This is a genomic window from Microbacterium lacus (assembly GCF_039531105.1).
GTDB lineage: Bacteria > Actinomycetota > Actinomycetes > Actinomycetales > Microbacteriaceae > Microbacterium > Microbacterium lacus.
In genome coordinates this window covers 2,137,799-2,162,447 of record NZ_BAAAPK010000001.1, presented here as the reverse complement: position 1 = coordinate 2,162,447, position 24,649 = coordinate 2,137,799, and the positions used below count along the sequence as shown (strand labels likewise).

Below are 24,649 nucleotides of genomic sequence, written 5' to 3'. Positions count from 1 at the left end.
TCGGGTGAGCGCTAAGGACGCGGCTGCGGCGAGCGAAAGCGCCGACGCCGAAGCGGCGTGGGACGCCCGGTTCATCACGGGTGACGAACGCGCACTCGAGCATGTCTATCGCCGATGGTCGCCCGTGGTGTTCACCCTCGCTCTTCGCTCGCTCGGCGACCGAACCGATGCGGAGGACGTCACGCAGAAGACCTTCGTCTCGGCGTGGACGTCGCGCGCGTCCTTCGACCCGTCGCGGGCGCGCCTGTCGACGTGGATCGTCGCGATAGCGAAGCGCCGGATCGCCGACACGCACGAGGCGCGCGCACGCGTGCGTGCTCTGCAAGAGCAGCTCCAACGCGTCACCCGGCCTGACGATCTGGTCACCGACGAAGTCGACCTCGGCGAAACGGTCCTGGTCGCACAGGAGATGGAGCGGCTCGAACCCGACGCCCGGCGGGTGATGAGGATGGCCTTCTTCGACGATCTGACCCATCAGGAGATCTCCCGCCGCCTCGACATGCCGCTGGGGACCGTGAAAAGCCACATACGACGAAGTCTGGAAAGAATGCGCACTCGACTGGAGGTGACACATGCCGCACATTGATCCCGAGAGACTCGCCCTGTTCGCGATGGGTGAGCCTGTCGCTACCGCGAGCGAGACCGAGCATCTGGCCGATTGCGCCGCATGCGTCGATGACCTGGCCGCATTGCGCCACGTCGCCGTCGCCGGTCGGGCCAGCATCGACATCGGCGACCTGGAGTCGCCGCCCGAGGCCGTGTGGGCCCGGATCTCCAGCGAACTCGGATTGGGCACCCGCGTACTCGACGGGGCGGAGGAGTCCGCGCCCGCGGCGGCTGCACAGCCCGCGCCCGTCGATGCACGCTCCGCGCTCCCCCTGGATCCCGGGTCGTCTCCCGTCGAACCGCAGCCGGCGCACGACGCCGCGCCGCCACGCCGGCGTCTGATGACCCGACTCTTCGCCCTTGCGGCATCCGTCGTCCTCGTCGCCGGCGTCAGTCTCGGTGTCTGGGCGATCAACCAGGGCTCCGGGCTCACCGAAGTCGCCGAGGCCACTTTGGATCCGTTCCCCGACCACCCCGACGCCGTCGGTGCCGCCGTCGTGGAGGAGCGTCCCGACGGGACGTTCGCCGTGCGGGTGAAGGTCGACGCGGATGCCGCTCCCGACACGTTCCGTGAAGTGTGGCTCATCACCGCCGACGCGTCGGCGCTCGTGAGTCTGGGCGTCATGGACGGCGAGGAGCAGACGTTCGCGGTCCCGGCGGATGTGGATCTGCGCGACTACGTGCTGGTGGACGTGTCGCAGGAGCCGGTGGACGGCGACCCCACGCACTCGGGTGACTCGATCGTCCGAGGTGAGCTCACGTTCCTCTGACCGCGGCGCGGACGGCCGCGGCGCGGACGGCCGCGGCGCGGCTCAGCCCCAGGTGACCAGCAGCAGGCCCTGCTTGGTGTCGGCGTATTTCACCCAGCCGTCACCGAACAGGTAGGTGAGGCCGTAACCGTCGCCGTCCGTGGCGACCGTCGTGTCGGCGCTCTCGGTGACGATCAGTCCCTCCGGCGACTCCTCGACGCGCCAGCCGAGTGCGACGAGCTCGTCCTGAGCGTCATCCGCGGCCTCCGCCGAGATCGGGGCCCAGCCGTAGATCTGGACGTGGTCGGTCGCGGTCGTGAAGTCTCCCCAGACACACTGGACGCCGCCCTCGAGCTCCTGCTCGCCGATGCGGAAAGGCTCGGCGCGGACGGTCCATCCGACGCTGCCGAAATCCTCCACCGTCGCCGCGGGGATGATCGTCTCGCACGTCGGATCTCCGAGCGGCTCGGTCGTCGCCGTCACGGAGGGTGTGGGCGTCGGCGAGGTCGCGACCGGTTGCGGGCTCGGGGGCGGTCCGGCCTCGGTGGACCCCGCGCAGGCGGTCAGCACGAGCACTCCCGCCGTGAGCAGGAGCGAGGATCCGAAGAAGGTGCGGCGGCGGGTCATGCGGGAGCCTCCGTCTTCGCGTGGAGCAGGTCGAGGAACTCCGTGTGAAGCACTCCGTTCGTCGCCAGTGAGGAACGCTCGGAGAGCGAGTCGCGGCCGGCGAACGAGGTGAACCGGCCCCCCGCTTCGGTGATGATCGGCACGAGCGCGGCGATGTCGTACTCCTTCACGCCGAACTCGGCGACGAACTCGAGGCGGCCCTCGGCCAGGAGCATGTACGGCCACGCGTCGCCGTAGCCGCGATCGCGCCACACGGCGCGGGAGAGCCGGATGACGGCATCCAGCTGACCGGCGTCATCCCACTGACGGATGCTCTGGAAGCTCACACTCGCCTCGGCCAGGGTCGAGACAGCCGAGACGGCGAGAGGAGCGACGCCGCCGTCGGGTGTGTTCGTCCACGCGCCCAGGCCCTTCGCCGCCCACCACCGGCGTCCGAGGGCCGGCTGGCTCGCGACACCCACGCGCGGCACGCCGTCGATCGCCAGGGCGATCAGGGTCGTCCACATCGGGATGCCCTTGAGGTAGTTCGCGGTGCCGTCGATCGGGTCGATGATCCACTGGCGCGCACTGTCGCCGCTCGTCCCGTACTCCTCGCCGAACACGCCGTCGGCAGGGCGCTCCGCCGCGAGGACGCGGCGGAGCTCGCGTTCCGTGGCGAGGTCCGCCTCGGTGACGTGGGACGCATCCGGCTTCACCGCGACGTCCAGATCGGCCGCGTCGAAGCGCGACATGGATGCCGCATCCGCGGCGTCGGCGAGCCGGAGTGCGAGGTCGAGATCGGCCTGGAGATCGCCTTCGAAGGGCGCATCGAACGAGACCGGGCGGGAGGGGGAGGTCACGTCGACCAGCCTAACCGCGCGGTGTCGCCTCGATTTCCGGGTCGGCGGATCGTGATGGTAACGTTGACCCTCGGTTCGCCTCATGCGGATCACGCACCTCTAGCTCAATCGGCAGAGCAACTGACTCTTAATCAGTGGGTTCTGGGTTCAAGTCCCAGGGGGTGCACCATGAGCTCTTACACGGTCGCGACCGACGGCGCCTGCATGCGCAATCCGGGTCCGACGGGCTGGGCGTGGGTCGGTGAGGACGGTCGCTGGGCGGCGGGTTCGCTCGAGGACGGCACGAACAACATCGGCGAACTCCTCGCGGTGCTCAACGCGATCCGCGACAACGCCGACGTCGAGAACCTGCACATCCAGGCCGACTCCATGTACGCGATCAACACCTACCAGTCCTGGATGGACGCGCACCGTCGCCGGGGCTGGAAGACCAGTGCCAAGGAGCCGACGAAGAACGTCGACATCCTGGAGGCGCTCATCGAGGCCCGCGACGCGCGGCGGGCGGCAGGACTGCCCGACGTCACGTTCGAGCACGTGCGCGGACACGCCGGCCACCGCCTGAACGGCTGGGCCGACGAGCGGGCCGTCCGGGCCTCGCAGCACGGCAACCGCGGCCTCGCGTCGGTGTGGTCCACCGACCGCGGTCAGGAGCGGATCGACGTGAGCGTGGATGCGCCGCGCTCCGGCGAGGACAAGCCCGCCCGCAAGCGCTGAGCGGGCGTCCCCACGGGCCGGATTCGACTCACGCGGCGTCGCCGACCAGGACGGCCGCCCCCTCGTCCGCCGCATCGGCCGCACGCCCGTCGACTCCGGCGAGCAGCCCCCGTCCGACGGCGATGATCACCACGGCGATCAGAACCGACGCCGCTGCGAACAGATAGGGCACGGTGGGACCTGCCAGGTGCCACAGCAGCGCCGCGACCGGGGGAGCGGCGGCGCCACCGAGGAACCGCACCGCGGAGTAGGCCGACGACGCGACGGAGCGCGGCAGGTCGGTCGCCTCCATCACGGATTCCGTCAGCACGGTGTTCACGATCCCGAGCAGGAATCCGCCCGCGACGATGCACGCCACGAGTGCGGCGGGGGAGGTGACCACCAGGCCCGCGGCGACCAGGTCGAGCACGAGCAGCGGCAGGACGAGCAGCAGCACACCGGTCCGCGACATACGTCGAGTCAGCAGGGGAGCGACCCATACGCTCGAGATCGCGAGCGCCACCCCCCATCCGAAGAACGTGAGCCCGATGCCGAGCGCGGAGAAGCCGAGCGGGAACGGCGAGAACGCCAGCAGGACGAAGAAGCCGATGTTGTAGAACAGGGCTGCCGCGGCGAGGAGTGCGAGCGCGGGGTGACGGAGAGCGCGCAGCGGCGCGCTCAGGCGCGTGGGCGTCCGAGGTCCTTCGTCGCCCTTCAGGAGCACTGACACCCCGATCAGGGCGATCGCCATGAGCGCAGCGACACCGAAGAACGGGCCTCGCCAGCTCACCGAGCCGAGAAGTCCGCCGAGAAGAGGACCGATCGCGATGCCGAGGCCCAGAGCCGCCTCGTAGAGCACGATCGCCGCGCCGCTGCCGCCGGCTGCGGCGCCCACGATCGTGGCGAGCGCTGTGGAGATGAACAGGGCGTTGCCCAGTCCCCACCCGGCGCGGAAGCCGATGACCGCATCGACGCTGCTGCTGAGCGCGCACGCGAGTGCGAAGACCAGGATGAGGGCCAGTCCGATCAGAAGTGTGGCCTTCGCGCCGATGCGACTGGAGACGAAGCTCGTCACGAGCATCGCCAGACCGGTCACCAGCAAGTAGCTCGTGAACAGGAGTTCCGTCTCGACGGGGCTCGCCTGGAGCTGGTCGGCGATCGCCGGGAGGATGGGGTCGACCAGGCCGATGCCCATGAAAGCGACGACGCACGCGAACGCGACGGCCCACACCCTCACCGGCTGCCGCCACACGCTGGGGGCCTGGCTCGTCTGTGCGCGGGTCATCGGGCGAGCTCCGCCGCGCCGGTCTTGCGGGCGAGGATGCCGGCGGTGCGGCTCAGCGCCTCCCAGTCCCGGTCATCCAGATCGGAGAAGTGCGGAGCCAGGGCGTCCGTGAGCTGGGACATCCATGCTTCCAGCGCGGAGACTCCGAAGTCGGTCACCTCCACCCGCGTGACACGCGAGTCCTCGGCATCCGTCGACTTCCGCACGAGCCCGGCCTCCGTCATCGCGCCGACCAGACGAGTCATGCCCGGCTGGGTGACGCGACTGAGTGAGGCGAGTTCGCCCAGACGCAACGGCCCGTTCTCGCGGAGGATCGTGAGGGTCCGCCACTGGGCGGCGGGCGTCTCATTGCGCGTTTCCTGCGCAGCGATCCGGGTCAGGGCGTGCGCGGCCACCACCAGGTTCCGCAGATCTTCGGAGTGAGTCATACCTCAAGTATATACCGTAGGTATGTGTGTGGCTCCGAGAGCTGTGACGGCGTCGCATTGACAGCGGTCGTCCTCTTTCGTAACGTAGCGAGTACCTGAATCAGGTTTCAGGTAGATCCCTTCCAATGGTGAAAGGCACGCACATGCGGGTTACGAAGAAGTTTCTCCTGGGGTCCGTGATCGCCACGGCCGCGCTCGCCCTGGCGGCCTGCGCACCGCAGACGGCGCCGAGCGGCGGCGCGACCGAGGAGTCCGGTGGCCCGGCCGAGATCACCGTCGGTATGGTCACGAGCGAGACGGGTCCGCTCGCGGGCTACGGCAAGCAGTACCTCGACGGGTTCAAGGCCGGTCTCGATTACGCGACCGACGGCACGGACGAGGTCGCCGGGACGAAGATCGTCGTCGAGTACAAGGACGACGCAGGAGATCCCGACAAGGCCGTCACCGCCGTCAAGGAGCTTATCGGCTCGGGCGTCACCATCATCGGCGGCAGTGCATCCTCGGGTGTCGCCCTCGCTGTGGCCGAGCAGGCCGCGCAGAACAAGGTGCTCTTCGTCTCGGGGCCCGCGGCGGCCGATGCGATCACCGGTGTGAACGACTACACGTTCCGCTCCGGTCGACAGAGCGCGCAGGACGTCGCGACCGCGGGCACGTTCCTCGACGACCTCGAGGGCAAGAAGATCACCGTCCTCGCCCAGAACAATGCGTTCGGGCAGGGAAACGAAGCAGCAGTGAAGGCGATCCTGGGTGCGAAGGGAGCGACCGTGGACTCGGTGCTCGTCGCGGAGGATGTGACCGAATTCACGCCGTTCGCCCAGCAGGTGCTCGCCGGCAGCCCGGACCTCGTGTTCGTGGCCTGGGCGGGGGCGACCTCCGGCGCGATGTGGCAGGCGATGAGCCAGCAGGGCGTCCTGGACGAGATTCCGGTCGTCACCGGACTCGGCGACTCGGCGACGTTCGGGGCGTACGGCGAGGCATCCGAGAAGATCAGCTTCCTGAACCACTACTTCCCCGGGGCGAACGACAACGACGTCAACACCGCGATGATCGAGGCGATCGAGGCGGAAGGGGGCACCCCCGACCTGTTCAGCCCTGACGGCTTCAACGCGGCGATCATGATCGTGCACGCGATCGAAGAGGGCAAGGGCGACGTCGATGCGATGATCGCTGCGCTCGAGGGCTTCGAGTTCGACGGTCCCAAGGGTGCGATGACCGTGCGCGCGGAGGACCACGCCCTCATCCAGGAGATGTACCAGGCGAAGCTCGTCGCAGACGGTGACGCGTTCGTCCCCGAACTCGTCGATACGGCCACCGCCGACGAGGTCGCCCCGCCCGCTGCGGCGAAGTAGGTCGCGCGTACCATGGGCGCCCCTGTCCCGTCCGCGCTGAAGATCCAGGCCCTCGGCCTGCAGATCGGCGGTGCGACGATCCTCAAGGATGTCGAACTCGATGTCGCCGCCGGCTCGCTGGTCGGGGTCATCGGACCCAACGGCGCCGGCAAGACGACGCTGTTCAACGTCGTCTCCGGCCTCATGAAGCCCACGGCGGGCCGGGTCCTGATGGACGGCGTCGACGTCACGACGAGCTCGGTGCCCGCACGGGCGCGGGCGGGACTGGGGCGCACTTTCCAGACGTCGAGCCTGTTTCCGCGATTGAGCGTGCTCGAGAACGTCCGACTCGCCGCACAGGTGGCGCTCGGCGGGGACTACAGCCTGTTCCACTTCCCCCGCAGATCGGATGCCGCCACCCGGGTGGCCCTGGACGGCCTCGCTGCCGTAGGGCTCAGCCACAAGCGCGACACCGCGGCCGGTGACATCTCGCACGGCGACAAGCGCAAACTCGAGATCGCCGTGCTTCTGGTGACGAAAGCGTCGATCGTGCTGCTGGACGAGCCGATGGCGGGAGTGGGTTCCGGCGACGTCCCCGGGCTGGTGGAGATCATCCGGCAGATGCAGCGCGACACGGGCTGCACGGTTCTCATGGTCGAGCATCACATCGATGTCCTGATGGGTCTCGTCGACAAGGTCGCCGTCATGTACTTCGGCAGCATCATCGCCTACGACACGCCCCAGAAGGTCATGGCCGACCCGCTCGTGCAGAGCGCCTACCTGGGGACGGCGGCATGAGCGCACCCATCCTCGAGGTCGCCGGCCTGCGGTGCTCGATCGCCGGGCAGCAGGTCGTCGAAGACGTCAGCTTCACGGTGCCGGCGACAGGCGTGACCGCCGTGCTGGGTCGAAACGGCGTCGGCAAGACCTCGACGCTGCGGGGGATCCTCGGACTCATCCAGCGTCGCGGACGGGTCACGCTCGCGGGCGAGCGGATCGACGGGCTCCCCACCCACCGCATCGTCCAGCGCGGTGTGGGCTACGTCCCGGAGGATCGCGAGGTGTTCGCGAAGCTCACGGTGGCCGAGAACCTGTCCCTCGCGGAGCGGCAAAAGAATCCGCGCCGCGACTTCGTCGACCAGCTCTTCCCCGACCTCGTGCAGCGTCGCGCTCAGATGGCCGGCACGCTGTCGGGCGGACAGCAGCAGATGGTCTCCGTCGCCCGCGCCCTTCTCAATGACAACCGCCTGCTGCTGGTGGACGAGCCGACGAAGGGCCTCGCCCCCAAGATCGTCGGCGAGGTCGCCGACGCGCTGCAGGAGGCGTCGCGTATCGTGCCGATCCTCCTGGTCGAGCAGAATCTCGAGGTCGTGCGCCGACTCGCCGACACGGCGATCGTGATCGGCGGCGGCCGCGTCGTCCATACCGGCTCCGCTCGCGGGATCCTCGACGACGAGGAGCTCACCCGCCGCCTGCTCGGTGTCCACGCGGAAGTCGGTGCGGCATGAGCATGCTCGTCCTCACCCTGATCACGGGCGTGGGTCTCGGTGCCCTCTACTTCCTCGTCGCGTCGGGACTGAGTCTGATCTACGGACTCATGCACGTGCTCAACTTCGCGCACGGTGCGTTCCTCACCTTGAGCGCCTTCATCGGCTGGGCGGTCGCGCAGGCGCTGGGCACGGCATCCTGGGGCGCATTCCTGCTGTCGATCGTGGTCGGCTCGCTCGTCGGCGCCGCATTCGCGACGCTCACCGAGCTCATCCTGATCCGTCCGCTGTACGAGCGGCACATCGAGCAGGTGCTCGTGACCGTCGGGCTGTCCTTCGCCGCGGTCGCCCTGTTCGAAGGCATCTGGGGCACGGACGCGATCAACGTCTCGGGGCCGCCGTGGCTCCGGCAGACCACCGAGGTGCTCGGTGCACGGATCCCCAACACGTACTGGGTGCTCATGATCGCCGCCGCGCTCGTTCTCGCGGCTCTCGTGCTGTTCCTGCAGCGCACCCGCTACGGCATGATCATCCGCGCCGGTGTCGAGAACAGGTCGATGGTCACGGCGCTCGGCATCGACGTGCGACGCTCGTTCACGCTCGTGTTCGCGATCGGCGGTGCGGCAGCCGGGATCGGCGGGGTGCTCGCGATGCACTACACCACGTTCGTGTCGGCTCATCTCGGATCGACGCTGCTCATCTTCGCCTTCATCGTCACGGTGATCGGCGGGCTCGGGTCCCTCACGGGTGCGGCGATCGCGTCGGTCCTGGTGGCCGTCCTGCAGCAGTTCGCCAACTCGTATCTGAACGGTACGGGGGACTTCATCGTCGTGATCCTGCTCGCGGTCGTGCTGCTCGTCCGCCCCTCCGGCATCCTCGGGAGGAAGGCATGATCCGTCGCTTCGTCCCGACGATCGTCGGCGCTGGCCTGGTGATCCTGATGGCGGTGCTTCCGCTGCTGAACATCTCGATACCCGGCGTCCTGCCCACCCCGACCTATCTGCCGGGAACCCTCGCGCTGCTCTCCCTGTGCATGGTGTTCGCCGCGCTGGCGCTCTCGTACAACCTCCTGCTGGGCTCTGCCGGCATGCTGTCCTTCGGTCACGCGCTCTACTTCGGGGCGGGCGCCTACGGCCTCGGCATCGCGCTCGAGCGCTTCGGCGTTCCGCTCTGGCCGGGGATCTTCATCGCTCTGATCGGCGGGATGCTGATCGCCCTGGTGACCGGTGCGGTCGCCATGCGCGTCTCCGGCATCCCGTTCGCGATGGTCACGCTCGCATTCGCGCAAGCGGGATCCGTGCTCGTGCGGCGCAACTCCGAGATCACCGGCGGCGAGGAAGGGCTCGGACTGCAGACGAGCGGCGTGCCCGACTTCCTCGTCGGGGTGATGAACACCCGCAATCTGTACTGGTTCACGCTCGTCGTCCTCGTGGTGGTCTACCTCGTCGTACTGTGGGTGGACACTTCGCGGCTCGGCCACCTGGCCCGCGCGACCCGCGAGAACGAGCAGCGGGTCCGGGTCCTCGGGCTCCGTCCCTACCGGGCGAAGCTCGTCATCTTCGTGATCGCCGCAGTGCTCGCGAGCCTGGCGGGCGTGGCCTACATGCTCCTGCAGTCGGGAACGGTTCCGCGCGCGGTCTCGGCAGATCTCACGATCACGATCCTGGTGATGGTCGTGCTGGGTGGCGTCGGATTCCGCTGGGGTGCCATCGTGGGGGGCGTGCTGTACACCCTGCTCGATCAGCGACTGACCGTGATCGCCGGATCCGACGCCGTCGCGGGCCTCCCCGACGCCCTGCGCATCCCGCTGTCCGAACCGCTCTTCCTGCTCGGTGTGCTCTTCATCCTCGTCGTCATGTTCCTTCCGGGCGGCATCGCCGGCACGATCGATTCCTGGTGGCGCCGACGCAAGGGCGAGCGGGTCCGCCTGTCGCTGCGTCAGATGGACGATGCGGATGCCGAGGCCGAAGCGCCGGCAGAGGTCAAAGCGTGAGTGCCGAGACAGAGGATGGGCCGCACACGATCGGCCGCTGGCTCACCGACCGCGCGGCGCGCTCACCGCACCGGATCGCGATCGACGACCGCGGCGTGCGGACCGACTACGCGACGCTCGGTCGACGTGCCGAGGAGCTGGCCGCAGCACTCCGAGCGGCCGGCTACGGGCCGGGGGACCGCATCGCCACCGTGTCGGGCAACTCGACCGACCACGTCGTCCTGTTCTTCGCCTGCGCCCTGGCGGGGATCGCCCTCGTGCCCTTGTCGTGGCGCAGCACGCCGAGCGAACTGGTCGCGGTGATGATCCGGTGCACGCCCGCGCTCATCCTGATCGACGACGAGTACGCCGCGCTTGCTGACGAAGCGATGCGCGGGCTCGAGAATCCCCCGCCCAGCGCGTTCCTGGGCTCGACCGGCGTCGAAGCGTCGATCCCCGGTGCGCCCACGCCGCGCGAGAGCAGGCGCGTCCGCGACGATGACCCACTCCTGGTGATCTTCACGTCCGGCAGCGAAGCGACGCCGAAGGGTGTCGTGCTCACGCATGCGAACTGCTTCTGGAACAACCTCGCCCTCGCCCAGGCGCTGCCGCTGACGCACGACGACGTCGTGCTGGCGATCCTGCCGCAGTTCCACGTCGCCGCCTGGAACTGCCAGCCGCTCCTCGCATGGTGGGTCGGGGCCACGGTCGTGCTGGAGCGCACCTTCCAGCCCGCCCGCGCCCTGCAGCTGATCGCCGAGCGACGGGTCACGGCGATGATGGGGGTGCCGACCCAGTACGGTCTCCTCGCCGCCGATCGGGACTGGGAGAGCGCGGACGTCTCCTCCCTGCGGCTGGCGCTCGTGGGCGGAGCCACGATGCCGACCGCGCTGCACGCGCAGTGGGCTTCGCGCGGCGTGCGGCTCGTCCAGGGATACGGGCTGACCGAAGCGGGACCCAACGTCCTGCACGTCGCACCGGACGATGCCGGCGTCACGTCGGGCGGCGTCGGCCGACCGTACCCGCATGTGAGCGTGCAGATCGTCGATCCGGACACACACCTCCCGCTGCGCGGGAGCGCGACGGGTGAGCTGTGGGTGCGCGGTCCGAGCGTCTTCGCGAAGTACCTCGGCGACGATGAGGCGACGCGGCGCGCGATGGCAGGCGACTGGCTGCGCACGGGTGACCTGGTTCAGCGCGATACGGCCGGCACCTACCGGGTGGTCGATCGACTCAAGGACATCTTCATCTCCGGTGGCGAGAACGTGGCTCCGGCCGAAGTGGAGTCCGCCCTCGTGCAGCATCCCCTCATCGAGGCTGCCGCCGTCGTCGGCGTCCCCGACCCGGTGTGGGGCGAACGCGGCGTCGCGTTCGTCGTCGCCGCGGGTCCGATTTCGCCGGACGAGGTGTTCGCGCATGCGCGTCGCCTGCTCGCCGGCTTCAAGGTCCCCGTGCGCATGGAATTCGTCGATACGCTCCCGACGTCGACGATCGACAAGCTCGCTCGCTCCCGACTCAGGGACCGAGCGCGACGGATGGTGGAAGGTGTGCCGCATGACCGCTCCCGATGAGCTGATCGACGAGGAGGCCGCTCTCGTCTCGCCCGCGACCGGCCGCCCGCTGACCAAGCGTGGCGAGGCGACCCGCCGGCGCCTGCTGGAGGCGGCCGAGGTCGTGTTCGCCGAGCAGGGGTACCACGAGGCGTCGATCGTCAAGATCACCGAGCGCGCCGGGATCGGGCTCGGCACGTTCTACCTGTACTTCGACAGCAAGCAGACGATCTTCGAAGCACTCGTGATCGACTTGAACCGGCGCGTGCGCCACTCGATGTCGGAGGCGATGGCGGGAGCAGCGACGCGACTGGAAGCCGAGCGCGCGGGTTTCGAAGGGTTCTTCCGGTTCACGGCGGCGCACCCGGCGTTGTACCGCGTCGTGCGCGAAGCGGAGTTCGTCTCGCCGGAGACCCTGCGGCTGCACTACAGCCGCATCGTCGACGGATACGAGGCGGGTCTGCGCGCCGCGCAGCAGGCGGGCGAAGTGGACCGCGCTCTGGACCCGCACGTGACCGCCTGGGCGCTCATGGGCATGGGTGAGCTCATCGGCATGCGCTTCCTGCTGTGGGAGCGCGACGGCCTCGGCGCTGCGCCGTCCGCGATCGAGCCCGCGGTCTTCGACGACATGATGCGCTTCATCGACAACGCCCTGGCGCCCCGGGCCGGCGCAGACGAGAACGGAACCCCCGAATGACCGAACAGGACCTCGCCGGCAGGCGCGCGCTCATCACCGGCGGCGCGAGCGGCATCGGACTCGCGTGCGTTCGGGAGTTCGCCGCGCGCGGCGCGCACGTCATCGTCGCCGACCACCACGTCTATCTGACCGAGTCCGTGGCCGAAGAGGTCGGGGGTGAGCCGTGGCTCGTCGATCTCGCCGACACGGCAGCGCTCGAGGACGTCTCGCTCGACGTGGACATCCTCGTCAACAACGCCGGCATCCAGCGGGTGAGTCCGATCGCGGAATTCGTGCCCGAGGACTTCCGGCTCATGCAGCGACTCATGGTGGAGTCTCCGTTCCTGCTCATCCGCGCCGTGCTCCCCGGGATGTACCGACGCGGATGGGGCAGGATCCTCAACGTCTCCAGCGCCCATGGACTGCGCGCGAGCCCGTTCAAGTCCGCGTACGTCACCGCGAAGCACGCCCTCGAGGGGTTGTCGAAGGTCACAGCCCTCGAAGGCGGACCGCACGGGGTCACGAGCAACTGCATCAACCCCGCCTACGTCAACACACCGCTCGTGCAGAAGCAGATCGCCGATCAGGCGGCGGTGCACGGCATCCCCGAGGACGAAGTCGTCGAGAAGATCATGCTCACCGAGTCCGCGATCAAGCGCCTGATCGAACCCGAGGAGGTCGCCTCGCTGGCGGGCTGGCTCGTGTCCGATTCGGCGGGCATGGTCACCGGCGCCTCCTACACGATGGACGGCGGGTGGACGGCGCGATGACCGAGACGCTCACGCACTACCGCACGCTCGACGTTCCCGTCGAGGGCGGCGACATGCGGGTGGGTCTGTGGGGCCCGGATGCCGGTCCCGCGGTCCTGCTGATCCACGGGGTGACGGCATCCCACCTGTCGTGGCCGTTCGTCGCCGAGCGGCTGCCGGGCGTCCGGGTGATCGCGCCGGACCTCCGCGGCCGCGGCCGGAGCAACGGTCTGACCGGTCCTGCCGGACTCGCGGCGCACGCGCGGGACCTCGCCGACGTGATGGACGCGCTCGAGGTCGAGCGCGCCGTCGTGGTCGGACACTCGATGGGCGCGTTCGTGGCACTCGTCTTCGGCGATCTCCACCCCGATCGGGTCGACGGCATCGTGCTGGTGGACGGCGGACTGCCGCTCGATCTGCCCGCGGGCATCTCTGCCGACGAGGCGATCCGCACGGTCCTGGGGCCGACCGCCGACCGGCTCGCCCTGCGTTTCGCGAGCGTCGAGTCCTACCGGGAATTCTGGCGGGCGCACCCCGCGTTCGCACGGGATTGGACGCCGGAACTCGAGGCCTATCTCGCGTACGACTTGGTGGGAGAAGAGCCCGAGCTGCGCCCTTCCACGAGCTACGCCACGCTCGAGGAGGACTCGATCGATCAGAACACCGGCACGGCGATCGTCGACGCGCTCGCGCACCTGCGTCGTCCGACGGTGCTGCTCACGGCCGAGCGCGGGCTCCTCGATCAGGTGCCCGCCCTGTACGACGCGGAGCGGGTGCCCGAATTGCTCACGCGGTATCCGGGTCTCGGGCACGTCGCCGTCGAGGATGTGAATCACTACACGATCGCGATGTCGCCGCGGGGCGCTGATGTGATCGCCAGTGTCGTGCGGGAGCGTCTGCCTGCGCGCTGATGCTCAGCGCTGCGCGGACGCGACCCTCGTGGTGAGTTGATGCGCGTGTGCGAGCAGGATGCGTCCGAGTTCGGCAAGCCGATCCGGACCGAAGCGGAACTGCACCCCGGTCAGGCTCAGCGCCCACTGCGGATGCCCCTCGCGCGTGAACACCGCCGCTCCGAGCCCGAAGCTGCCCTCGACGATGAGCCCGGGGTTCAGGGCGAACCCCCGCTCGTGTGTCTCCTTCAGCCGGGTCCGCAGTCGCGGCTCCGCGTGTGCGGCACCCCAACGCTGCCCGAGCTCGGGGTGACGCTCGAAGTAGGCGTCCACATCGTGGGGTGGGAGGAAAGCGAGGATCGCGAGTCCCGCGGATGCGACACCGAGCGGGAACCGCACGCCTTCCGAGAGGACGAACGACCGGATCGGGAAGCTGCCCTCCTCCCGGAGAAGGCACACCGTCTCATCTCCTCGTCGCACCGACAGGAACGCGCTCTCCTCCGTGCGCACGGCGAGGGATCGCACGACGTCGCGCGCGATCCCGGTGATGTCGTAGCGGGATGCCGCGACCGTGCCCATGAGATACAGCTCGGGCCCCGGCATCCATCGCCCGCTGCGTTCGTCCTGGTCGACGAGTCCCTCATGGCGGAGAGCCGTGAGGAGTCGATGCGCGGTCGGGCGCGTGAGGTCGGCGCTCCGCGCGAGCTCGGCCACGCTGAGCCCGTCCGCGCCGGCCGCGGTCACCAATCGCAACAGGCGTGCCGCCCTGGCGATCGATTGTGCGCCGGGAACGGATCGACCCGATGTTGTGTCCACCATATGGACGGTAGTCGCGCAGGGTTCCACATGACAAGCGCAGGGGTGCGCTCGGCATCCGGTCGGCGCAGGATGGGAGCACCCCGCTCGTACCGACACAGGAGTCGTCCGTGATCGACAAGACCTACGCGTCCGCCACCGAGGCCGTCGCCGACATCCCGGAGGGCGCCTCGCTCGCCGTCGGCGGTTTCGGCCTGTCCGGCAACCCGACCGCGCTCATCCAGGCACTGCTCGCTCAGGGCACCGGCGACCTCAGCATCGTCAGCAACAACTGCGGTGTCGACGACTGGGGACTCGGGGTGCTCTTGAACGCGAAGCGCATCCGCAAGATGACCTCGTCGTACGTCGGCGAGAACAAGGAGTTCGAGCGGCAGTTCCTCTCCGGCGAGCTCGAACTGGAACTCACTCCGCAGGGCACGCTGGCCGAGAAGCTGCGGGCCGGCGGCTCGGGGATCGCCGCGTTCTTCACGCAGACCGGCGTCGGCACGCAGGTCGCCGAGGGCGGTCTGCCGCGTCGGTACGACGGACAGGGCGGAGTCGCCGTCGCCTCACCGGTCAAGGATGTCCGCGCGTTCGTGGTGGGCGGGATCGCCGGCGACTACGTGCTCGAGGAGGCGATCGTGACCGACTTCTCGCTCGTGCACGCCCTCAAAGGCGACCGCCACGGCAATCTGATCTTCAACAAGGCGGCGCGCAATTTCAACCCGCTCGCGGCGATGGCCGGCCGGGTGTGCATCGCCGAGGTCGAGGAGCTCGTGGAGCCGGGGGAACTCGATCCCGACCAGATCCATCTGCCCGGAATCTACGTCCACCGCATCATCGAGGTCGGGCACGACATCGAGAAGCGCATCGAGCGCCGCACCGTGTCGGTCGCCGATGCACTGAGCCGCGACATCCCCGAAGGAGCATGACCATGGCCCTGACCCGCAACGAGATGGCGGCCCGCGCGGCCGCCGAGCTCTCCGACGGCTCGTACGTGAACCTCGGCATCGGGCTGCCCACGCTCGTGCCCAACTACGTGCCCGAGGGCATGACCGTCGTGCTGCAGTCCGAGAACGGCATCCTGGGCGTCGGTCCCTACCCGACCGAGGAGAACGTCGACCCCGATCTCATCAACGCGGGCAAGGAGACGGTCACCACGCTCCCCGGCGCGGCGTTCTTCGACTCCGCCACGAGCTTCGGGATGATCCGCGGCGGCAAGATCGATGCGGCGATCCTCGGTGCGATGCAGGTGTCGGCGCAGGGCGACCTCGCCAACTGGATGATCCCCGGCAAGATGGTCAAGGGCCCGGGCGGCGCGATGGATCTGGTGCACGGGGCCGAGAAGGTCATCGTGCTCATGGAGCACGTCGCGAAGGACGGCTCGGCGAAGATCGTCGATGCGTGCTCGTTGCCCCTCACCGGCAAAGGCGTCGTGGACCGGATCATCACCGACCTCGCCGTGATCGATGTCACCGCCGACGGGCTCGTGCTCGTGGAGACTGCGCCCGGCGTGAGCGTCGACGAGATCATCGCGGCCACCGAACCTCCGCTCATCGTCGCGGATGAGCTCACCGCACGAGAGAAGGAGGTCGTCTCATGACCACCGAGGACGCCACCGAACCTCCGCTCATCGTCGCGGATGAGCTCACCGCACGAGAGAAGGAAGTCGTCTCATGACCACCGAGGACATCGTCATCGTCGCTGCCGCACGGACGCCGCAAGGGCGGCTGAAAGGACAGCTGTCGTCCTTCACGGCACCCCAGCTCGGCTCGCTCGCGATCGCCGGAGCACTCGCCCGGGGCGGTGTGCCGGTGGACGCCGTGGACGCCGTGCTCGTCGGACAGGTGCTGCCGGCCGGCTCGGGTCAGAACGCCGCCCGTCAGGCGGCGATCGGCGCCGGCATCCCGTGGAGCGTCCACGCCGCGTCGATCAACAAGGTGTGCCTGTCCGGCCTGACGGCGATCATCGACGGTGCCCGCATGATCCGCACCGGAGATGCGACCGTCGTGGTCGCCGCCGGCATGGAGTCCATGACACGCGCCCCGCACCTGCTGATGGGATCCCGCGAAGGCTGGCAGTACGGGACTGTCGAGGTGCTCGATCACATGGCGTTCGACGGGCTCACCGACGCGTACGACAAGGTGTCGATGGGCCTGTCGACCGAGCAGCTCAACGATCGCTACGGCCTGACTCGAGCGGACCAGGACGCCGTGGCGGCGCGTTCCCACCAGCGCGCGGCCGCTGCGTACGAGGCCGGTCTGTTCGAGACGGAGATCGTCCCGGTCGAGGTGCCGCAGCGCAAGGGGGATCCGCTCATGCTCACGCGCGACGAGGGCATCCGCCCGGAGACGACGACCGACACGCTCGCGGGCCTGCGTTCCGCGTTCGCACAGGGCGGTTCGATCACGGCCGGCAACTCGTCGCCGATCTCCGACGGCGCATCGGCGGTCGTGCTGACGACGCGCTCGCACGCGGACGAGAACGGGTGGGAGGTGCTCGCCGTGATCGGCGCATCCGGTCAGGTGGCCGGCCCCGACAATTCGCTGCACGCGCAACCCGCGCGCGCGATCGAGAAGGCGCTCGGCAAGCAGGGCATCACCGCCTCCGATCTGGACGTCGTCGAGATCAACGAGGCCTTCGGCGCGGTCGTCGCTCAGTCGCAGCGCGAGCTCGGGCTCTCGGATGACGTGGTGAACATCCACGGTGGCGGCATCGCGATCGGGCACCCGATCGGTGCGTCCGGAAACCGGCTCGTCGTTCACGCGGTGCACGAACTCGTCCGGCGCGGGTCGGGCACCGCGGCCGTGGCCCTGTGCGGCGGCGGCGGCCAGGGGGACGCGCTCATCCTCACCCGCTGAGCGACTACTCTCGCCACCATGTCCGCGATTGCGCCGCTCGCCCCGGAAGATCACGACGAATGGATGCCGCTCTGGCGGGCGTACCTCGAGTTCTATGAGACCGAGCTCACCGACGCGCAGAACGAGCTGACGTTCGCACGGCTCGTGTCAGCGGACGACGCCGTGCACGGCGCCCTCATCCGCGACGAAGCGGGCGCGGCCCTGGGTTTCGTGCACTGGCTCACGCACCCGTCCACGTGGTCGGACGGTCCGTATTGCTACCTGGAGGATCTGTTCGTCCATCCCGACGCGCGCGGTACCGGAGCGGGCGAGTCGCTGATCGCGCACGTCCGGGAGTGGGCACGGGAGAACGGCAGCCCGAAGGTCTATTGGCTCACTCAGCGCACGAATGCCCGCGCGCGTCGACTCTATGACCGGGTGGCCGTCGACACCGGGTTCGTGCACTACGAGATCGACCTGGAGGTCAGCGGCGGATCCGCTTCTTGAGCAGGTCCGTGCGATTGTCGTCGACGGGGGAGTCCGTCGCGATGAGCTTGCCGCGGGACGCACGGCGGGTGTCGACGACGGAGCCGATCGCGAGGGCGAGGGTGATGCCCCAGCTGAGCCACGCGAGCGCCGTCCGCCACGTGAACGTCTCCTCGCTGCGCAGGCTCCGCAGCAGAGTGACGCCGCCCATGACGGCGCTGACGAGCCCGGTTCCGAAGAGGTACTTGCGCATGCCGACAACGCTATCGGCTGACCGCAACCCCCACGGCCCCTTGACAGCCCGCTGTTAGCCTGGGAAGCCCCCGAGTCAGGAGTCCTCCGTGCACAAGGCCGAGTTCGTCGTCGTCGCCAACCGCCTCCCGGTGGACCGCGTCTCCGACGCCGGAGAGGGGGAGTGGCGTCGTTCTCCCGGTGGCCTGGTGACCGCGCTGGAACCGGTGATGAAGAAGGCCGACGGCGCGTGGGTGGGCTGGGCCGGTCAGCCCGACGTCGATCTGGACCCGTTCGAGTTCGACGGCACGATGCTCGTGCCCGTCACGCTGAGCGCGGAGGACGTGGAGCTGTACTACGAGGGTTTCTCGAACGACACGATCTGGCCGCTGTACCACGACGTGATCGCCGAACCGCGCTACAAGAGAGTCTGGTGGGAGTCGTACGTCCGGGTGAACCGCCGCTTCGCGCAGGCGGCCGCCGACGCGGCGGAGCCGGGAGCCACGGTGTGGGTACAGGACTACCAACTGCAGCTCGTGCCGCGGATGCTGCGCGATCTGCGGCCGGATCTGGTCATCGGCTACTTCCACCACATTCCGTTCCCCGCATACGGTCTGTACTCGCAGCTGCCGTGGCGTCGGCAGGTGCTGGAGGGCCTGCTCGGCGCCGACGTCATCGGCTTCCAGCGCGTCGCGGACGCCGGCAACTTCGCCCGTGCCGTGCGCCGTCAGCTGCGGTACGAGACGAAGGCCTCCGGCATCGTCGTACCCGAGAAGGACGGCACGACCCGCCGTGCCCTCGCGAAGGCCTTCCCCATCTCGATCGACGCGACCTCCTACATCGAGCTCGCACACCGTGACGACGTGCAGGCCCGCGCCCGTGAGATCCGCGAGAGCCTCGGCAATCCGAAGCGCATCTTCCTCGGCGTCGACCGTCTCGACTACACCAAGGGGATCCGTCATCGCCTGAAGGCGTTCGGCGAGCTGCTGACCGACGAGAAGCTCAGCGTCGACGACGTCACGCTCGTGCAGGTCGCGAGCCCCAGCCGCGAGCGCGTCGCCGCCTACATTCAGTTGCGCGACGAGATCGAACTCACGGTCGGACGCATCAACGGCGATTTCGACACGATGGGGCACACGGCGATCCGCTATCTCCATCAGGCCTACCCGCGCGAGGAGATGGTCGCCCTGTTCCTCGCGGCCGACGTCATGCTCGTGACGGCCCTGCGCGACGGCATGAACCTCGTGGCGAAGGAATACGTCGCGTCCCGGGTGGACAACCGCGGCGTCCTGATCCTGAGCGAATTCGCCGGCGCCGCCGATGAACTCGGCACCGCCCTGCGGGTCAATCCGCACGACATCGAGGGCCTCAAGGAGGCCATGATGCGCGCGGTCGAGATGGCGCCCGCCGAGCAGGGGCGACGCATGCGCGCGGCGCGGCGCCGAGTGCTCGAACACAGCGTCGAGGACTGGTCCCGCGAATTCCTGGAGGCACTCGCGCAGTTCCACGGCGCGGGCCGGTCCGGAGTCGACGCGTGAGCGGCGGGTCCCTCCACGGCGCACTGGCCCGGGTCGCGGCATCCGATCGGCTCCTGGTCGCACTCGACTTCGACGGCACGCTCGCTCCGCTCGAGGACGACCCGATGAGTGCTCGGGCGCTGCCGGAGGCGGCGGCCGCCGTCGCAGCGCTGGCAGACCTTGCGGATACGCCGGTCGCCTTCGTCTCGGGCCGGAGCCTGCACGATCTGCGGGAGATCGCGGAGCACGGCGACGACTCGCCCGTGTACCTCGCCGGATCGCACGGGGCCGAATTCTGGGTGCCCGGCGAAGGACAGGTGGCCACCGCCGGCGACGCGGCGGCCGACGCGCTCCGCGACGCGCTCCGCGAAGAGCTCACCTCGCGGTTGGCGGACCTGGACGGAGTGTGGGTCGAGCCGAAGACGTACGGATTCGGCATCCACACCCGCGTCGCGAGCGCCGCGGACGCCGCCACCGCACGCGACGCCGCCGACCGGCTCGTGGCCGAACGGGCGCCGCACTGGCGGCGCCGCACCGGCCACAACATCGTCGAGTACTCCTTCCGCCACGAGGGCAAGGACTCCGCCATCGCGGCGCTGCGCGAGCGGCTCGGCGCGACCGCGGTGCTGTTCGCGGGAGACGACGTCACGGACGAGGACGCACTGGCGAGCCTCGGGGATGCCGATCTCGGCATCCGCGTCGGCGACGGCCAGACGGCGGCTTCGGTGCGTGTCGGAAGCATCCAAGAATTGGCCGACGCGTTGAGCGCGCTGGCACGGATGCGGGCATCGTCGCGGCAATAGACTTTCAGGATGCCCGGTCCTGAGAACTCCATCGACATCAAACCCCGCAGCCGTGTCGTCACGGACGGCATCGAAGCCACGACGTCGCGAGGCATGCTCCGCGCCGTCGGCATGGGGGACGCCGACTGGGACAAGCCGCAGATCGGCATCGCCTCCAGCTGGAACGAGATCACCCCCTGCAACCTGAGCCTCGATCGCCTCGCGCAGGGTGCGAAGGAGGGCGTGCACTCGGGCGGCGGCTATCCGCTGCAGTTCGGAACGATCTCGGTGTCGGACGGCATCTCGATGGGTCACGAGGGCATGCATTTCTCGCTCGTGAGCCGCGAGGTCATCGCCGACTCCGTCGAGACGGTCGTGATGGCCGAGCGCCTGGACGGCACCGTGCTGCTGGCCGGCTGCGACAAGTCCATCCCGGGGATGCTGATGGCCAGCGCGCGCCTGGACCTGTCCAGCGTCTTCCTCTACGCCGGATCGATCGCGCCGGGCTGGGTGAAGCTCTCCGACGGCACCGAGAAGGACGTCACGATCATCGACTCGTTCGAGGCGGTCGGAGCGTGCCTCGCGGGGAAGATGAGCCAGGAGGACCTCAAGCGCATCGAGTGCGCGATCGCGCCGGGCGAAGGCGCGTGCGGCGGGATGTACACGGCCAACACGATGGCCTCCGTCGCCGAGGCGCTCGGTCTGAGTCTGCCCGGCTCCGCGGCGCCGCCCGCCGCCGACCGCCGCCGCGACTATTTCGCCCACCGCTCGGGTGAGGCCGTGGTCAACCTGCTCAAGCTCGGCATCACGACGCGGGACATCCTGACGCCGGAGGCATTCGAGAACGCGATCGCCCTCGCGATGGCGCTCGGCGGATCGACGAACGTCGTGCTGCACCTGCTCGCGATCGCGAACGAGGCCGAGGTCGAACTCACTCTCCACGACTTCAACCGCATCGGCGACAAGGTGCCGCACGTGGCGGACATGAAGCCCTTCGGGCAGTACGTCATGAACGACGTCGACCGCCACGGCGGCATCCCCGTCATCATGAAGGCGATGCTCGACGAGGGACTGCTCCACGGCGATGCGCTCACGGTGACCGGCAAGACGCTCGCGGAGAACCTCGCTGACCTGAACCCCGACCCGGTGGACGGCACCGTCATCCACTCCTTCGACAACCCGATCCACGAGAAGGGCGGCATCACGATCCTGCACGGCTCGATCGCGCCCGAGGGCGCGGTCGTCAAGTCAGCGGGCTTCGACTCCGACGTGTTCGAGGGTCCGGCGCGCGTCTTCGAACGCGAACGCGCCGCGATGGATGCGCTGGAAGCGGGCGAGATCTCGGCCGGCGATGTCGTCGTGATCCGCTACGAGGGCCCCAAGGGCGGCCCCGGCATGCGCGAGATGCTGGCCGTGACCGCCGCCATCAAGGGCGCGGGGCTCGGAAAAGATGTACTACTCTTGACAGACGGCAGATTCTCAGGCGGCACAACCGGCCTGTGCATCGGCCACATAGCACCCGAAGCGGTGGACGCAGGTCCGATCGCCTTCGTGCGCGATGGTGATCTGATACGGGTCGATATCGCGGCTCGCACTCTCGACCTACTCGTCGATGAGGCTGAGCTTGACTCCCGCCGCTCCGGCTGGGAGCCGCTTCCTCCGCGCTATACCCGTGGCGTCCTGGCCAAGTACTCCAAGCTCGTGCGCTCCGCTGCGGAGGGCGCGGTCACGGGATAGGCCCGACTTCCTGCTCTTTCATCCCCGACAGAGGACCATCATCATGCCCGCCGAAACCGCCACGGCCGTTCCCCGGCCCCCCGCTCGCACCGCTTCGGCGCCCGTGCTCACGGGCGCGCAGGCGGTCGTCCGTTCGCTCGAACTGCTGGGTGTGACCGACGTGTTCGGTCTGCCCGGCGGCGCGATCCTTCCGGTCTACGACCCGCTCATGGACAGCTCCGAGCTGCGTCACATCCTCGTTCGCCACGAGCAGGGCGCCGGACACGCCGCCGAGGGCTATGCCGCGGCGTCCAACAAGATCGGCGTCGCGATCGCGACGTCCGGTCCCGGGGCGACGAACCTCGTCACCGCGATCGCGGACGCCTACATGGACTCCGTCCCGATCGTCTGCATCACCGGTCAGGTGTTCTCGACCCTGATGGGAACGGACGCCTTCCAGGAGGCCGACATCGTCGGCATCACGATGCCGATCACCAAGCACTCGTTCCTCGTGAAGGACGCCTCCGAGATCCCGGGCGCGATCGCCGCGGCATTCGAGATCGCCGGAACCGGTCGTCCGGGGCCCGTGCTCGTGGACATCACGAAGGACGCGCAGCAGGCGGAGGTGCCCTTCGTCTGGCCGCCGAAGATCGATCTGCCCGGCTACCGTCCGGTCACGAAGGCGCACGGCAAGCAGATCCTCGCGGCGGCACAGCTGCTCGCCGAGGCGAAGAAGCCGGTGCTGTACGTCGGCGGCGGTGTGATCCGCTCGCAGGCATCCGCTGAGCTCCTGGCCCTCGCCGAAGCGACCGGCGCTCCGGTGGTCACGACCCTGATGGCGCGCGGCGCCTTCCCGGACTCGCACCCGCAGCAGCTCGGCATGCCCGGCATGCACGGCACGGTGCCCGCGGTGCTCGCCCTGCAGGAGGCCGACCTGCTCGTGTCGCTGGGCGCGCGCTTCGACGACCGCGTGACCGGCAAAGCGGCGCTGTTCGCTCCGCACGCGAAGGTGGTGCACGTGGACATCGACCCTGCCGAGATCGGCAAGATCCGCACGGCCGACGTGCCGATCGTGGGTGACCTGAAGGAGGTCCTCGTGGACCTCGAGGCCGCATTCCGGACCCAGGTGTCCGCCGCCGGGCCCGACACCGAGGAGTGGTGGTCCTACCTCGACGGCCTGCGCACCGAGTTCCCCCTCGGCTACGCGCAGCCCACTGACGGACTCATGGCGCCCCAGTATGTCATCCAGCGGATCGGCGAGCTCACCGGCCCGGAGGGCGTCTTCGCCGCCGGTGTCGGACAGCACCAGATGTGGGCGGCGCAGTTCATCAAGTACGAGCGTCCGAACGCATGGCTCAACTCCGGCGGAGCCGGCACGATGGGCTACTCCGTACCCGCCGCGATGGGCGCGAAGGTCGCCGAGCCCGACCGGGTCGTGTGGGCGATCGACGGCGACGGCTGCTTCCAGATGACCAATCAGGAACTCGCCACGTGCGCGATCAACAACATCCCGATCAAGGTCGCGGTAATCAACAACTCCTCGCTCGGGATGGTGCGCCAGTGGCAGACGCTGTTCTACGACGGCCGCTACTCGCACACCAACCTCAACACCGGACACGGCACGGTCCGCATCCCCGACTTCGTCAAGCTCGCCGAGGCGTACGGCTGCCTCGCGATCCGCGTGGAACGCGAAGAGGATGTGGATGCCGCGATCAAGCTCGCGCTCGAGACGAACGACCGCCCCGTCGTGATCGACTTCGTCGTGAGCGCGGATGCCATGGTGTGGCCGATGGTCCCGCAGGGTGTCAGCAACAGCTTCGTCCAATACGCCCGCGACCACTCGCCCGCGTTCGATCAGGAGGCCTGAGCCATGTCCACGCACGTGCTGAGCCTCCTCGTGGAGGACAAGCCCGGTCTGCTGACCCGTGTCGCCGGGCTCTTCGCCCGCCGCGGCTTCAACATCGAATCCCTCGCCGTGGGCGTCACCGAGGTGCCGGGCCTGTCGCGCATCACGGTGGTCGTCGATGTCGATCAGCTGCCGCTCGAGCAGGTGACCAAGCAGCTGAACAAGCTCATCAACGTGATCAAGATCGTCGAGCTCGACGCATCCGCATCCGTCCAGCGCGAGCACGTGCTCGTGAAGGTGCGCGCGGACAACGCGTCGCGATCGAACGTCCTCGAAGTCGTGAACCTGTTCCGCGCGTCCATCGTCGACTACGCGCCGGACGCCCTCGTGATCGAGGTCACCGGGGACAAGGGCAAGGTCGAGGCGTTCCTGAAGGCGCTGGAGCCCTTCGGGATCAAGGAGCTCGCGCAGTCGGGCCTGCTCGCCCTCGGCCGCGGCGGCAAGAGCATCACCGAGCGCGTCCTGCGCGGCTGACCCCAGAACCAGAAAAACAAGGA

Annotated in this window: 27 protein-coding genes and 1 tRNA gene; 22 read left to right on the top strand and 6 right to left on the bottom strand. The window is 69.0% G+C overall.

The genetic code is table 11. The annotated features are described in order from the left end of the window. Window positions 1-4 precede the first annotated feature (4 nt). Window positions 5-586 (top strand): RNA polymerase sigma factor, encoded by a 582-nt coding sequence (locus ABD197_RS10295; RefSeq protein WP_344054181.1) that lies wholly within the window; start codon window positions 5-7, stop codon window positions 584-586. Continuing rightward, the gene (locus ABD197_RS10290) at window positions 573-1,376 is read left to right on the top strand and encodes an anti-sigma factor (protein ID WP_344054179.1); all 804 of its coding nucleotides are present in this window, start codon (window positions 573-575) and stop codon (window positions 1,374-1,376) included. Before ABD197_RS10295 ends, ABD197_RS10290 begins: the two co-directional genes overlap by 14 nt. A gap of 42 nt (window positions 1,377-1,418) precedes the next feature. Here ABD197_RS10290 and ABD197_RS10285 read toward each other — a convergent pair whose 3' ends face one another. Together ABD197_RS10285 and ABD197_RS10280 are read right to left on the bottom strand one after the other, a co-directional pair. Next, entirely contained in the window at window positions 1,419-1,982 is a 564-nt protein-coding gene (locus ABD197_RS10285; RefSeq protein WP_344054177.1) for a hypothetical protein, read from the bottom strand. Continuing rightward, window positions 1,979-2,821, bottom strand: coding sequence for an inositol monophosphatase family protein (locus ABD197_RS10280; RefSeq protein ID WP_344054176.1), 843 nt, complete (start codon window positions 2,819-2,821; stop codon window positions 1,979-1,981). Before ABD197_RS10280 ends, ABD197_RS10285 begins: the two co-directional genes overlap by 4 nt. A 93-nt stretch (window positions 2,822-2,914) precedes the next feature. On the opposite strand from ABD197_RS10280, the gene ABD197_RS10275 reads away from it, so the two are divergent. Together ABD197_RS10275 and ABD197_RS10270 are read left to right on the top strand one after the other, a co-directional pair. Beyond that, a tRNA-Lys gene (locus tag ABD197_RS10275) sits at window positions 2,915-2,990 on the top strand. Next, entirely contained in the window at window positions 2,990-3,535 is a 546-nt protein-coding gene (locus tag ABD197_RS10270) for a ribonuclease H family protein (RefSeq protein WP_344054174.1), read from the top strand. The genes ABD197_RS10275 and ABD197_RS10270 overlap by 1 nt, the downstream gene beginning before the upstream one ends. A 28-nt stretch (window positions 3,536-3,563) precedes the next feature. Here the strand turns inward: ABD197_RS10270 and ABD197_RS10265 are convergent, their stop codons facing one another. Next, entirely contained in the window at window positions 3,564-4,799 is a 1,236-nt protein-coding gene (locus ABD197_RS10265) for an MFS transporter (RefSeq protein ID WP_344054173.1), read from the bottom strand. Then, complete coding sequence (locus ABD197_RS10260) at window positions 4,796-5,227, bottom strand: MarR family winged helix-turn-helix transcriptional regulator (protein ID WP_344054171.1); 432 nt, start codon at window positions 5,225-5,227, stop codon at window positions 4,796-4,798. Before ABD197_RS10260 ends, ABD197_RS10265 begins: the two co-directional genes overlap by 4 nt. Before the next feature lie 143 nt (window positions 5,228-5,370). Between ABD197_RS10260 and ABD197_RS10255 the strand changes: the two genes are divergently transcribed. The 9 genes from ABD197_RS10255 to ABD197_RS10215 are packed head-to-tail and all read left to right on the top strand — an operon-like array spanning window position 5,371 to window position 13,900. Further along, a complete protein-coding gene (locus ABD197_RS10255) occupies window positions 5,371-6,576 on the top strand; it encodes a substrate-binding domain-containing protein (protein ID WP_344054169.1) in 1,206 nt (401 codons plus the stop codon). A gap of 12 nt (window positions 6,577-6,588) precedes the next feature. Then, on the top strand, window positions 6,589-7,353 hold the full coding sequence (locus ABD197_RS10250; RefSeq protein ID WP_344054167.1) for an ABC transporter ATP-binding protein: 765 nt from the start codon (window positions 6,589-6,591) through the stop codon (window positions 7,351-7,353). Next, window positions 7,350-8,063 (top strand): ABC transporter ATP-binding protein, encoded by a 714-nt coding sequence (locus ABD197_RS10245; RefSeq protein WP_344054165.1) that lies wholly within the window; start codon window positions 7,350-7,352, stop codon window positions 8,061-8,063. The genes ABD197_RS10250 and ABD197_RS10245 overlap by 4 nt, the downstream gene beginning before the upstream one ends. Further along, on the top strand, window positions 8,060-8,935 hold the full coding sequence (locus ABD197_RS10240; RefSeq protein WP_344054163.1) for a branched-chain amino acid ABC transporter permease: 876 nt from the start codon (window positions 8,060-8,062) through the stop codon (window positions 8,933-8,935). Before ABD197_RS10245 ends, ABD197_RS10240 begins: the two co-directional genes overlap by 4 nt. Continuing rightward, on the top strand, window positions 8,932-10,035 hold the full coding sequence (locus tag ABD197_RS10235) for a branched-chain amino acid ABC transporter permease (RefSeq protein WP_344054161.1): 1,104 nt from the start codon (window positions 8,932-8,934) through the stop codon (window positions 10,033-10,035). Before ABD197_RS10240 ends, ABD197_RS10235 begins: the two co-directional genes overlap by 4 nt. Further along, window positions 10,032-11,585, top strand: a complete 1,554-nt coding sequence (locus ABD197_RS10230) for a class I adenylate-forming enzyme family protein (RefSeq protein ID WP_344054159.1) — start codon at window positions 10,032-10,034, stop codon at window positions 11,583-11,585. Before ABD197_RS10235 ends, ABD197_RS10230 begins: the two co-directional genes overlap by 4 nt. Continuing rightward, entirely contained in the window at window positions 11,569-12,261 is a 693-nt protein-coding gene (locus tag ABD197_RS10225) for a TetR/AcrR family transcriptional regulator (RefSeq protein ID WP_344054157.1), read from the top strand. Before ABD197_RS10230 ends, ABD197_RS10225 begins: the two co-directional genes overlap by 17 nt. Beyond that, the gene (locus ABD197_RS10220) at window positions 12,258-13,010 is read left to right on the top strand and encodes a 3-hydroxybutyrate dehydrogenase (RefSeq protein ID WP_344054155.1); all 753 of its coding nucleotides are present in this window, start codon (window positions 12,258-12,260) and stop codon (window positions 13,008-13,010) included. The genes ABD197_RS10225 and ABD197_RS10220 overlap by 4 nt, the downstream gene beginning before the upstream one ends. Continuing rightward, complete coding sequence (locus ABD197_RS10215; protein ID WP_344054153.1) at window positions 13,007-13,900, top strand: alpha/beta hydrolase; 894 nt, start codon at window positions 13,007-13,009, stop codon at window positions 13,898-13,900. The genes ABD197_RS10220 and ABD197_RS10215 overlap by 4 nt, the downstream gene beginning before the upstream one ends. Window positions 13,901-13,903: 3 nt before the next feature. Here the strand turns inward: ABD197_RS10215 and ABD197_RS10210 are convergent, their stop codons facing one another. After that, entirely contained in the window at window positions 13,904-14,698 is a 795-nt protein-coding gene (locus ABD197_RS10210; RefSeq protein WP_344054151.1) for an IclR family transcriptional regulator, read from the bottom strand. Between the two features lie 107 nt (window positions 14,699-14,805). Between ABD197_RS10210 and ABD197_RS10205 the strand changes: the two genes are divergently transcribed. From ABD197_RS10205 to ABD197_RS10190, 4 genes are all read left to right on the top strand, one after another. After that, on the top strand, window positions 14,806-15,606 hold the full coding sequence (locus tag ABD197_RS10205) for a CoA transferase subunit A (RefSeq protein ID WP_344054149.1): 801 nt from the start codon (window positions 14,806-14,808) through the stop codon (window positions 15,604-15,606). 2 nt (window positions 15,607-15,608) lie between these two features. After that, on the top strand, window positions 15,609-16,277 hold the full coding sequence (locus ABD197_RS10200) for a CoA transferase subunit B (RefSeq protein ID WP_344054147.1): 669 nt from the start codon (window positions 15,609-15,611) through the stop codon (window positions 16,275-16,277). A 73-nt stretch (window positions 16,278-16,350) separates the two neighbouring features. Then, window positions 16,351-17,535, top strand: coding sequence for an acetyl-CoA C-acetyltransferase (locus tag ABD197_RS10195; RefSeq protein WP_344054145.1), 1,185 nt, complete (start codon window positions 16,351-16,353; stop codon window positions 17,533-17,535). A gap of 18 nt (window positions 17,536-17,553) precedes the next feature. After that, a complete protein-coding gene (locus ABD197_RS10190; RefSeq protein ID WP_344054143.1) occupies window positions 17,554-18,021 on the top strand; it encodes a GNAT family N-acetyltransferase in 468 nt (155 codons plus the stop codon). Here ABD197_RS10190 and ABD197_RS10185 read toward each other — a convergent pair. Then, window positions 17,999-18,253 (bottom strand): hypothetical protein, encoded by a 255-nt coding sequence (locus ABD197_RS10185; protein WP_344054141.1) that lies wholly within the window; start codon window positions 18,251-18,253, stop codon window positions 17,999-18,001. The two genes, ABD197_RS10190 and ABD197_RS10185, sit on opposite strands and share 23 nt — an antisense overlap. Before the next feature lie 88 nt (window positions 18,254-18,341). Between ABD197_RS10185 and ABD197_RS10180 the strand changes: the two genes are divergently transcribed. Genes ABD197_RS10180 through ilvN form a run of 5 tightly spaced genes read left to right on the top strand, consistent with a single transcriptional unit; the run spans window position 18,342 to window position 24,626 of the window. Next, window positions 18,342-19,769: an alpha,alpha-trehalose-phosphate synthase (UDP-forming) gene (locus ABD197_RS10180; RefSeq protein WP_344054139.1), complete on the top strand. Its 1,428-nt coding sequence runs from the start codon at window positions 18,342-18,344 to the stop codon at window positions 19,767-19,769. Continuing rightward, complete coding sequence (gene otsB, locus ABD197_RS10175) at window positions 19,766-20,551, top strand: trehalose-phosphatase (protein ID WP_344054137.1); 786 nt, start codon at window positions 19,766-19,768, stop codon at window positions 20,549-20,551. The genes ABD197_RS10180 and otsB overlap by 4 nt, the downstream gene beginning before the upstream one ends. Before the next feature lie 9 nt (window positions 20,552-20,560). Continuing rightward, the gene (gene ilvD, locus ABD197_RS10170; protein ID WP_344054135.1) at window positions 20,561-22,267 is read left to right on the top strand and encodes a dihydroxy-acid dehydratase; all 1,707 of its coding nucleotides are present in this window, start codon (window positions 20,561-20,563) and stop codon (window positions 22,265-22,267) included. 43 nt (window positions 22,268-22,310) lie between these two features. After that, window positions 22,311-24,113, top strand: coding sequence for an acetolactate synthase large subunit (locus ABD197_RS10165; RefSeq protein WP_344054133.1), 1,803 nt, complete (start codon window positions 22,311-22,313; stop codon window positions 24,111-24,113). Window positions 24,114-24,116: 3 nt separating this feature from the next. Then, a complete protein-coding gene (gene ilvN / locus ABD197_RS10160; protein ID WP_344054132.1) occupies window positions 24,117-24,626 on the top strand; it encodes an acetolactate synthase small subunit in 510 nt (169 codons plus the stop codon). Window positions 24,627-24,649 lie beyond the last annotated feature (23 nt).

What these genes read in the sequence shown, in the direction of transcription:
- ABD197_RS10200 (WP_344054147.1), top strand. Translation starts at nt 15,609, where the DNA reads ATGGCCCTGACCCGCAACGAGATGGCGGCCCGCGCGGCCGCCGAGCTC.
- ABD197_RS10245 (WP_344054165.1), top strand. Translation starts at nt 7,350, where the DNA reads ATGAGCGCACCCATCCTCGAGGTCGCCGGCCTGCGGTGCTCGATCGCC.
- ABD197_RS10225 (WP_344054157.1), top strand. Translation starts at nt 11,569, where the DNA reads ATGACCGCTCCCGATGAGCTGATCGACGAGGAGGCCGCTCTCGTCTCG.
- ABD197_RS10215 (WP_344054153.1), top strand. Translation starts at nt 13,007, where the DNA reads ATGACCGAGACGCTCACGCACTACCGCACGCTCGACGTTCCCGTCGAG.
- ilvD (WP_344054135.1), top strand. Translation starts at nt 20,561, where the DNA reads ATGCCCGGTCCTGAGAACTCCATCGACATCAAACCCCGCAGCCGTGTC.
- ABD197_RS10285 (WP_344054177.1), bottom strand. Translation starts at nt 1,982, where the DNA reads ATGACCCGCCGCCGCACCTTCTTCGGATCCTCGCTCCTGCTCACGGCG.
- ABD197_RS10210 (WP_344054151.1), bottom strand. Translation starts at nt 14,698, where the DNA reads ATGGTGGACACAACATCGGGTCGATCCGTTCCCGGCGCACAATCGATC.
- ABD197_RS10250 (WP_344054167.1), top strand. Translation starts at nt 6,589, where the DNA reads ATGGGCGCCCCTGTCCCGTCCGCGCTGAAGATCCAGGCCCTCGGCCTG.
- ilvN (WP_344054132.1), top strand. Translation starts at nt 24,117, where the DNA reads ATGTCCACGCACGTGCTGAGCCTCCTCGTGGAGGACAAGCCCGGTCTG.
- ABD197_RS10220 (WP_344054155.1), top strand. Translation starts at nt 12,258, where the DNA reads ATGACCGAACAGGACCTCGCCGGCAGGCGCGCGCTCATCACCGGCGGC.
- ABD197_RS10290 (WP_344054179.1), top strand. Translation starts at nt 573, where the DNA reads ATGCCGCACATTGATCCCGAGAGACTCGCCCTGTTCGCGATGGGTGAG.
- ABD197_RS10190 (WP_344054143.1), top strand. Translation starts at nt 17,554, where the DNA reads ATGTCCGCGATTGCGCCGCTCGCCCCGGAAGATCACGACGAATGGATG.
- ABD197_RS10270 (WP_344054174.1), top strand. Translation starts at nt 2,990, where the DNA reads ATGAGCTCTTACACGGTCGCGACCGACGGCGCCTGCATGCGCAATCCG.
- ABD197_RS10255 (WP_344054169.1), top strand. Translation starts at nt 5,371, where the DNA reads ATGCGGGTTACGAAGAAGTTTCTCCTGGGGTCCGTGATCGCCACGGCC.
- ABD197_RS10265 (WP_344054173.1), bottom strand. Translation starts at nt 4,799, where the DNA reads ATGACCCGCGCACAGACGAGCCAGGCCCCCAGCGTGTGGCGGCAGCCG.
- ABD197_RS10185 (WP_344054141.1), bottom strand. Translation starts at nt 18,253, where the DNA reads ATGCGCAAGTACCTCTTCGGAACCGGGCTCGTCAGCGCCGTCATGGGC.
- ABD197_RS10195 (WP_344054145.1), top strand. Translation starts at nt 16,351, where the DNA reads ATGACCACCGAGGACATCGTCATCGTCGCTGCCGCACGGACGCCGCAA.
- ABD197_RS10235 (WP_344054161.1), top strand. Translation starts at nt 8,932, where the DNA reads ATGATCCGTCGCTTCGTCCCGACGATCGTCGGCGCTGGCCTGGTGATC.
- ABD197_RS10240 (WP_344054163.1), top strand. Translation starts at nt 8,060, where the DNA reads ATGAGCATGCTCGTCCTCACCCTGATCACGGGCGTGGGTCTCGGTGCC.
- ABD197_RS10165 (WP_344054133.1), top strand. Translation starts at nt 22,311, where the DNA reads ATGCCCGCCGAAACCGCCACGGCCGTTCCCCGGCCCCCCGCTCGCACC.
- ABD197_RS10260 (WP_344054171.1), bottom strand. Translation starts at nt 5,227, where the DNA reads ATGACTCACTCCGAAGATCTGCGGAACCTGGTGGTGGCCGCGCACGCC.